Genomic DNA, 8,477 nt, shown 5'->3' with positions numbered 1-8,477 from the left:
AAATACCCGTGATAAATGATGAAAATCAGCTTTCGGCTGCGATATAAACCGGAAAAAGAAATAACAAGATACAAAAACAAAAAACGCCGCACTTCTCACGAAATACGGCGTTTGTCATCAGTCTGAGCCCGCTTTCAAGCGGGCTTTTTTTTATCAGAAAAGAACCAGTTCCTTCATATCTACAGATTCCTTTTTATCCCCTGTCATAAGATAAACAGAATCGTTAAATTTTATTTTTGAGAATCCTTTATCAAAAGAACAGCCGAGAGTTCCCAGAGTTCTGCCGGTCTGCACATCTGAGATTACCGTGGCAGCCATCCGCACAGGTTTCCCGCGTCTCATAAGAAGTTTATTGGTTGCTACCAGAAAACGTTTCCGACCGTCTATGTTTATTTCAAGCGTAAAGCCCTTCATCTCAACCGCACTGACCATACGGCTGCGCACAAGTCCGCTATCAACATTAAGCATAAAGCCGCTGAAAACATCAATACTGTCAGCAGAAGACATTCCTTTTTTGAATTTGTCCATATTATCTATGTTCAGTTTCAACCCGAAATTATCTGCATACATGGTCTGCATGGCGTTGAATCGCAGATTGAGAAACTTTGCAGCCTCAAAAGTGAGCTTGTCAAAAGATATCTCATAAGAGCCGTATCCTGTCAGACCGCCGGATTTGACCTTCTCCATCAGAAAAACGTTCTCATCCGCACCTTTTGATCTCAAGTTTGGATGAAAAACAAATGCATACAGTAAAACGGAAATGAAAAGAGTGAAAAAAGAAATCCAAAGAGATAAAAATATCTTTTGTTTTTTCATTAATACCTTAAAAGAAGCGGGCGCATAGCGCCCGCACTAAGTTATTTTATACTAGCTCCTAAATAACGGCTGATCTGCCTATGTACAGATTCAAGATCTTCATCGCTTGCCGTCATAAATCCGTCAAGAGAATCGTCCACAGTATCATAATTCACATAGCTTCTCAAAGCCAAAGGAGTGAAGAGTTTTGCAAAATCATATGCAAAAGGACCTGACTGGTAGGCTCCGCCGCCGTTTATGGAATCAACAACTCCGTCGTATATCTTGTCAAGATCAAAGTTATCACTTACTTTTGCCGTAACGAGGTCATCCGCCTGACTGTCTGTTTCCGCAGTGATATAATCTACAGCATCTTTGAAATCTTTAAGCATAGCAAGAGCGCCGGATTTCTGAGCGGCAAGAACTGTTGCGGCGTCATCGGAAGGCACATAAAAATCAGCATTTTGGGCAACAAAGTCTCTTACATAAAGATAGTTTGTTTCGCTCTTAATATTATATGCATAAGCGAGTGCAACTGATATTTTTGCTGTCTCAAGTGCCGCTTTCAGTGTGAGAACGTCACCATAGTCCACATCATATGTGGTTTTACCAAATGTCATTTCAGCATTGAAACTGCTGTCAATCTGATCAAGCAGTGCTATAGACGCATTGATATCCTCTGTGACATCGTTGTAGTAAGAATCCACAAGTGAACCTTTAATGTAATTCACAGCGTGAGATTCGTAAGGTACATAAACCATTTTGCCTGTGCTGGTGCGTACAGACGTTACGTTAGCAACGAGATCAGCCGCTGTTGCAACACTGGAAATTGAATAAAGGATTTTACCTTCATCAGTTTTTTCAGCCGCCATTTTGTAATAAGCGTTAACTCTCTCAAGCTCATCCTGAGTTATCACACCATCAGTGTTTGCAGAATCGAGTTCTGCATTTGCAGCAACAACAATCTCCTCGCCCGCCATAGAGTCAATTGTCGCAAGTTCCTCAGTTGTAAAAAGAGTTCTTTCATCTGTCGAAAGGACATCGCTGACCTTGTCAGATGAGTCTCCGTTTGTGCCGTCGCTGTCGTTGCCGCATCCGGACACAAGCGTTGTCACGGATATCAGAAGCAACAGCCATACAAATTTCTTCATACATAACCTCCCTCAAAAAATATTCACAATATTAGGATTATTGACCATAACTGTCAAAACAGATATGATAATTAGCATGTGAATATTACCACACTAAATATCCATATTTTCTTGACAAGTTGATTTGTTTTGGGAATATGCCCTAAATTACAGGTTGTTGATGATATAAACTATATTGGTTGTATTGCTTCCGTTTACTTTTCCGGCTGAAACACAGTCACCGTCTGAAGCAGTCCAGCTGGATCCTGCGAATGAATTTCCGCTCAAACGCCTTATCCTGCCATTAGAAGCTCCGGTATCAGAATCCGGTGCATCGGAATCGACGCTTAACTCCAGAGCAAATGCCGCGGCACACTCCACGTTTCGCAGAACGATCATATTCATAGGTACGGTGTTTTCCGCACTGTCCGTAACTGTTGTCCCTGCAAAATACATGTATCCGCCACGCTGTGTTGATGAAAGCTGACTGTTAGGAGTACCTGATGGTAAAAACCCGAGGTTTTTGAGTTCGTCAAAGGCAAAATCCGCATCGACAGAGCCTGAGGATGCATTATCCGGAATGGTAGAATTGAGAGTCTGAAAATCTATAACACCGTCGTCATCGCTGTCTCCGGCATATCTGCCTGTTCTTTCGAGGAACTTGTTCTGTGCGTCCACAAGAACAGTGGCGTCTGTAACAACCTTCTTTCCTCTGGAATTCTCTATCAGCCCCTGTCCTCTGACAGCCATTGTGATGATAATACCGATTATAACCAGCACTATGGAAAACTCTACCAGAGTGAAGCCCTTCGCAGACATTGAGTACCTCATTTGTTTATAACAAGCAAAAAGACCGGACCTTCACCCGTATTCTCAGCGGTAAGTTTTCCGCCCATACCTGCCGCAACGTTGCGGCAGTGAAAAAGTCCTATGCCCAGTCCATTCACTTTGCCGGAAAAGAAGGGTTCAAATATCTTTTCGCAGTCGGAAATTGGCGAACCGGAGTCTCTGAATCTCATAGTGTATGATGAATCCTCCTCCGACACGTCTACGAAAAGACTGATCCCCCGTTCCGATATGCTCTTATCATAGAAGTTCTTTATGATATTTTCAATAATAACGGCAAGCCCTCTTTTGCGTGCGGTGATAACCATATCGGCAGGCGTATCGGAATGGATGTTCACCCCGTATATTCCAGCCGCATCTGTAACCATTATCATAGGCATCAGCTTTTCGGGTACGCTGTCCATCTCCGGCTGGGTGCTGTTGAGCGCGGAAAGTATTTTATCCGCACGGACTTTAAGTCCCGGCAGACTCTTCTGCATATATCTGACGAGCCTGCGATATCCCGCGTCATCGTCCACCTGTTTCAGGTTGAACTCCAGCACGTTTACAAACTGGATCAGATTTTTAACATCATGATTGATAAAGGTCTGTAGTTCAACAGATTTGCGGAACGCCTTCTGCGCCGCCGTTGTCTGTATGTTCACATCAGCTTTAAGCAGAAGAAAGATGACCTCCACAAGCACTTTGGTTATAAAATCCGATTCGATGAGCCTCAAACCGGGGACTATATCGATATACACCGTATACTCTGCCGTATGAACAAATTTTGTGATGGATTTTTTCTGGGAAACGTTCCTGCGGACGTATTCAACATTATGATAGAAAAGGTAATATCCGAAATCTTTGATACCCGCCTTTTTAAGGAACGGCTCAAGGTGCCGCAAAAGCATAACCGGATCGAATCCGTCAACCTCGTTCATTTTTATAAGCTGAGATATGATACCCAAATACCTGTTGGTAACAAACTTTACTGACAAATGGCTTAAAATTATTATCAGGCAGGAAGTGATAAAGGCTATAAAGACATTATCAAGCATCTGGTTTTCTGGAGAGGTTGAATTTTTTTATAAAGTAATAAAGGCTTTCCCGTTTAACACCGAGTATCTTAGCGGACTGGTAAACATTGAAACCTGTGTCGTTAAGAACCTTTAGGATGATGTTCTTCTCGGCGAGCTCTCTCAGCTTTTGCAGACCGTCGCCTATCTTAACCTGAAATTCTATCTTTTCGACGCCCTGTTTCTGAAGTTCTTTTTCGGTTGAAATGAAGAGTTCCGCCCGTTCAATGGAATAAAAGAGCTGCTCCATCTTGACAGGTTTCAGGAGGAAATCGAACACACCGCGCTCAAGGGCGCTCATGGCACATTCTTTCGTGGACTGTCCGGTCAGCACAATTATCTTGCATTGGGATATGGAAAGAAGGATTTCTATGACCTTAAGGCCTTCAACAGGGCTTTGTTCATTCGGCGGAAGACCGAGATCCACCACTGCAACGTCAAAAGGCTCCTTTTCTGCCTCGGAAATAGCATCAGGAGCATTTGAAGCCTCTGTCACATCATACTTTTTTTCCATGGCGAAACAAAGCTGACTTCTTATCGCCTCGTCGTCTTCGACTACCAAAATTCGCAGCATTTAAACATCAATTCTCTTGAAATAGTTTGATTGCCATAGTATTGTTGCTTATGAAATTATTCAGTGCCGAGCTGTCTGGCTCCGGCGGTACAACAACTGCTAAGGCTGTGGTAATGCAAAGGAAAGGAAAAACCTTCTCCATGCTTAAATATTATACCACGGATGCTGATAATATCCAGCATCTTTCCAAAGGGATGCCTTTAAACATAGGCATGAGTTATTTCGACACCATAGAGGAAACGGTAACACTCCCGCCTGTAAAAGATTCCGAAACATTCAGAATAATATCGATGAACAAGCTTAAAGAGAGCATGGATCCGTCCGTGGAATATCTTATGGCTTATAAAACGAACAACTCCGCTCTGCCTGATTCAGCTGGCAACCTGACATATAAAGTGCTTATGGTTCCGTCTTCAATGCTTTATGAAGATTCGGGACTGTCGGAAGAGACCATGGGACAGCTGAATATGTTCACCGTTTCCGACTTTGCTCTGTGCGCTCTGGTGAACAAATATTTCCCCGACAAAACCGTATTCCACGCATTCGCAGACGAAACCAGAATATGCGTCACCATTTGCATCAACGACTACATCGTATACACCAGAAACAACCCCACAGAAAAAGGATCAAATCTTTTAAGTGCATATTACGAATATCTTAACCTTACATACATGTATGCAACAAAAAACCTGAGGCTGAAAATTGACAATATCGTATTTTCCGGCAAACTTGCCGATATGAGCGAGCTTGTCACAATGTTTTATGAATTCTCAGGCGTTGCACAATCCACTCTTATCCCTGCCGGAGTGGTGGAAAACTGCCCCAACGATATCTTTCAGGAGTACATGATACCCATCTCGCTGTGCTGTCTGGACAGCGCATACGATATGACTCCTGCCACGATAATAAAAAAACAGGCAATGTCATATGCAACAGGTATAATGAACGTTACGACGCTGCTATGCATCCTCATTCTCCTGTTCATGAATATGTCTGCTCTGGCAAACCTTTACGAGAATAAGGAAACCATGACCATGCAGGCACAGGCGCTGAACGGCAGGATAAGAAAATATCTTTCGGAAGTGTCGGAAGGACACGGAAAACAGTTTGACCTTCATTACTACCGCACTCTGGAAAAAAGACAGCAGAGCGTTCCGAGGGAATTCGGCATGTTCGCACCCCTTCTGGCGCTTGGAGACTTCGATCTGGTGACTTTCGACGCATCAAAAGATGGCGAAAGGACAGTTGAGATAGGAGGCACTCTCCATTTCGGCAGGCTGGCACAGATGGAAAATTTCAAAGAAAAATTTGAAAACGAACTTTCAGGAATAACAGCAGAAAGCGGCTACTCGCTTGATAACGGAACAGTTTTCAAAACAGATGAAATGACTGTAACCGTAAAGCTCCTCTTTAAGAAAGGGGGCGAATGATGCATCGAATCAGGCGGGCATTTCAGACCTATAAACTACTGGTAATGTTCAGCAGTATGATATTCAGCCTTTCTGTTCTGCTGCTGTGTGTCAATTCAGTCAACAGCTCCATGGAAAACAACATAACAAACATGCGTAGAACCTCTATGCAATACAAGCCTGATGAAACCCGCGAAAAACTCATGAAACTTGAGCAGGCTCTCGGCACGGTAAACCCGCCCTACCTGACACAGATAGAGGCGAAAAGGCTTCTTCTGGAAACACTGGAAAACTTCCGCACCCTTTACGGCGGAAAAATACTGAACGATATAACGGACAAGGGCGGTTCATTCAGCGCCGATCTGGAATTTGAGATACAGCCCACAGACCCGTCCCAGATAACCGACATAATCACCTATCTCGAAAACAGCATTGCGCCGGTCATAACTGTAAAAAAACTCTCTTTCTCAAGATCAGAAAACAGGAAAACCGTGCGTTTTCTCATAAACGCCGACCAACCTTACTACGGCGGAAGCTATGAATATTAAAAAACTGAAAAAGCTGAACACAGCCGCATACATCAAACTGTTGCTCCCTTTGGCGGTGCTTTTCTGTGTCTTTTTCCTGAGGTCTGTGCTAGAGTCTTCCGTAGACAACTTGGCTTCGGAGAGGTTCGACAGGATGCTTCAGGTGTTTAATATCTCCATTCCGGATGATGACGCGAAATTCACCAAAGCACTGACGACAGGAGAAGATCCACAACTCATGAAGCCTTTCAACATGTCGGTTTATCTTACAAATCCGTTTATCAGCAGTTTTTTTAACAGAGCTTTTCAACAGCCGGTTCAGGAAATTCCGCAGGAAGCTTCTTCGGATGTTCCGGCAATGCAGACACAGGCTCCGCCTTACAGAATATCCGCCGTAATGAACGGCAGAAATAAAAAATGCGCAGTTATTAACGGCAGACTGGTCAATCTTGGCGAAAGTGTTGACGGTACAGTCCGCCTTACAGCGGTTGGCGATTCAAAAGTTCTGCTGGAAGGGGATTGGGGGAAAAAATGGTATTACGTTCAATATTGATCTCTCTTCTGGCGCTCTCGCTCGTTTCATGCGCAACAACAGATGAAAAGAGACAGGCAGCGGTCATTATGCCCGACTTTTCAAAGGCACAGCCCGTAAAACCTCTGGCTCCGCCCCCTCCGCCAATAATTGCAAAACCGGTGATAGAGAACGATCCCCTTGAAAACGTCTACGTTTCTGTTGATGCAGTTGAACAGAATCTCTCCGCCGTGCTTTACATGATAGCAGCGGAATCCGGTCTGAACCTCATCATAGGTCCCGAAGTGAACGTCAGCAAACCGTTCACACTGACCGTAAAAAACATGCCAGCCAGAGACGCTTTGGACAGCGTATGTGAAAATGCGGGCGTTGCATATACGATAACAGGCAGTACGTTAAAAATTTCAGCTTATATTGCAAAGACATATAAAATACCATACACAACAGTAACAGCCGATCAGACCTCCACCATAGGGGGAAACATATTCGGTTCGGATTCGACCTCCACCGAGCTTAGCGGCGACTATAAGATAACTTATTCCAAACAGGGGATTCTGGCGAACATGCAGGCAAACGTGCTTGCTGCAGTCTACGGGATGATTTTTCCGGACATAGTTGACGAAAACGGGCAGCCGCAATCTGATTCCGGAGGTTCCTCGCAGCAAAACGGAAACACCCAGCCAACTTCCGGCGGCACGGATAAGTCCGGTTCAAAATCCAAAACTGACAGTTCCGCATCATCATCAGGCACCATGCAGACAAAACTTTCATATTACAGAGGTCTGCGCGGATACTCCTTCAACACCCTTACAGGGCTTTTAAGAGTGTATGCTCCGCCCCACGTTGTGCATATGATTGACGAATACATCGAACAAACCGTTAAGGACGCTTCAAAGCAGGTGCTCATAGAGGCTAAGATAATGGAAGTTGTGCTTACCGATTCCAGCGCGTACGGAATAAACTGGACCAGCGAGAACGGAAGGTACGGCGTGACCCTCATTGGCGACATAATCGGCTCTCAAACCCCTGTGGGCGTTGTTCAGTCCTATAACAACCTGTTCGAGTTCATAGCCACTCAGGGAAGGATAGAATCACTCGGCAACCCGCGCATAAGGGTGCTGAACGGACAGAGTGCAATGATAACCTCCGGTCAGCTCAACCCATTCTGGGAAAAGAAGGTTGACAACGACACGGAAGAGGACACGCAGACAATAACATACGAACGCTCCACGGTGCTTGACGGAATAACGCTTGGCGTTACTGCAAACGTTATGGACGACAACAGGATAACTCTGCACGTTGTTCCGATACTCTCAAGCATCGAAGATGTTGAATACCAGTACGAACTGGACGATCAGGGCAACTCATACGCAGTTGCCAGCTATCCGAAGGTAAACATGAAAGAGGCGGGAACAGTTCTTACCGTTCAGAACGGCACAACAATAGTCATGGGCGGTCTCATAACCAATAAGGACGTTGTGAGCGAACGCAGAATACCTATCCTCGCCGATATCCCCGGTCTGGGGATGCTTTTCAAGGCGCGTTCCGTTGAGAAAGAGAAACGCGAACTCGTGATACTTATAACAACTACACTTATAGACGGATAGAC

General features: G+C 44.6%; 9 protein-coding genes. 4 read left to right on the top strand and 5 right to left on the bottom strand.

Annotation, left to right across the window (positions count from 1 at the left end; genetic code table 11):
• Positions 1-153: 153 nt before the first annotated feature.
• The 5 genes from LRY47_RS07775 to LRY47_RS07755 form a co-directional block, all read right to left on the bottom strand.
• Positions 154-723 carry a hypothetical protein gene (locus LRY47_RS07775; RefSeq protein WP_295223918.1) on the bottom strand — a complete coding sequence of 190 codons (570 nt, stop codon included), beginning with the start codon at positions 721-723 and terminating at the stop codon, positions 154-156.
• A 134-nt stretch (positions 724-857) separates the two neighbouring features.
• A complete protein-coding gene (locus LRY47_RS07770) occupies positions 858-1,946 on the bottom strand; it encodes a hypothetical protein (RefSeq protein WP_295223915.1) in 1,089 nt (362 codons plus the stop codon).
• 147 nt (positions 1,947-2,093) lie between these two features.
• Positions 2,094-2,744, bottom strand: a complete 651-nt coding sequence (locus LRY47_RS07765; RefSeq protein WP_295223913.1) for a prepilin-type N-terminal cleavage/methylation domain-containing protein — start codon at positions 2,742-2,744, stop codon at positions 2,094-2,096.
• Positions 2,745-2,752: 8 nt separating this feature from the next.
• Entirely contained in the window at positions 2,753-3,748 is a 996-nt protein-coding gene (locus LRY47_RS07760) for a HAMP domain-containing sensor histidine kinase (protein WP_295223910.1), read from the bottom strand.
• A 52-nt stretch (positions 3,749-3,800) separates the two neighbouring features.
• On the bottom strand, positions 3,801-4,400 hold the full coding sequence (locus tag LRY47_RS07755) for a response regulator (protein WP_295223908.1): 600 nt from the start codon (positions 4,398-4,400) through the stop codon (positions 3,801-3,803).
• A 50-nt stretch (positions 4,401-4,450) separates the two neighbouring features.
• Between LRY47_RS07755 and LRY47_RS07750 the strand changes: the two genes are divergently transcribed.
• The 4 genes from LRY47_RS07750 to LRY47_RS07735 are packed head-to-tail and all read left to right on the top strand — an operon-like array spanning position 4,451 to position 8,475.
• A complete protein-coding gene (locus LRY47_RS07750; protein WP_295223906.1) occupies positions 4,451-5,830 on the top strand; it encodes a hypothetical protein in 1,380 nt (459 codons plus the stop codon).
• A complete protein-coding gene (locus tag LRY47_RS07745; RefSeq protein ID WP_295223904.1) occupies positions 5,830-6,357 on the top strand; it encodes a hypothetical protein in 528 nt (175 codons plus the stop codon). Before LRY47_RS07750 ends, LRY47_RS07745 begins: the two co-directional genes overlap by 1 nt.
• Positions 6,347-6,889 (top strand): hypothetical protein, encoded by a 543-nt coding sequence (locus LRY47_RS07740; protein WP_295223902.1) that lies wholly within the window; start codon positions 6,347-6,349, stop codon positions 6,887-6,889. The genes LRY47_RS07745 and LRY47_RS07740 overlap by 11 nt, the downstream gene beginning before the upstream one ends.
• On the top strand, positions 6,868-8,475 hold the full coding sequence (locus LRY47_RS07735; protein ID WP_295223901.1) for a hypothetical protein: 1,608 nt from the start codon (positions 6,868-6,870) through the stop codon (positions 8,473-8,475). Before LRY47_RS07740 ends, LRY47_RS07735 begins: the two co-directional genes overlap by 22 nt.
• The last annotated feature ends 2 nt before the right edge of the window (positions 8,476-8,477 follow it).

Origin of the sequence: Seleniivibrio sp. (genome assembly GCF_021209385.1) — a bacterium.
Taxonomy (GTDB): Bacteria; Chrysiogenota; Deferribacteres; order Deferribacterales; family Geovibrionaceae; genus Seleniivibrio.
This window is presented reverse-complemented; position numbering and strand designations above follow the sequence as displayed.

Bases quoted from the DNA above. Each gene is read 5' to 3' on its own strand.
- LRY47_RS07740 (WP_295223902.1), top strand. From the start codon at position 6,347: ATGAATATTAAAAAACTGAAAAAGCTGAACACAGCCGCATACATCAAA.
- LRY47_RS07750 (WP_295223906.1), top strand. From the start codon at position 4,451: ATGAAATTATTCAGTGCCGAGCTGTCTGGCTCCGGCGGTACAACAACT.
- LRY47_RS07765 (WP_295223913.1), bottom strand. From the start codon at position 2,744: ATGTCTGCGAAGGGCTTCACTCTGGTAGAGTTTTCCATAGTGCTGGTT.
- LRY47_RS07770 (WP_295223915.1), bottom strand. From the start codon at position 1,946: ATGAAGAAATTTGTATGGCTGTTGCTTCTGATATCCGTGACAACGCTT.
- LRY47_RS07735 (WP_295223901.1), top strand. From the start codon at position 6,868: ATGGTATTACGTTCAATATTGATCTCTCTTCTGGCGCTCTCGCTCGTT.
- LRY47_RS07745 (WP_295223904.1), top strand. From the start codon at position 5,830: ATGCATCGAATCAGGCGGGCATTTCAGACCTATAAACTACTGGTAATG.
- LRY47_RS07755 (WP_295223908.1), bottom strand. From the start codon at position 4,400: ATGCTGCGAATTTTGGTAGTCGAAGACGACGAGGCGATAAGAAGTCAG.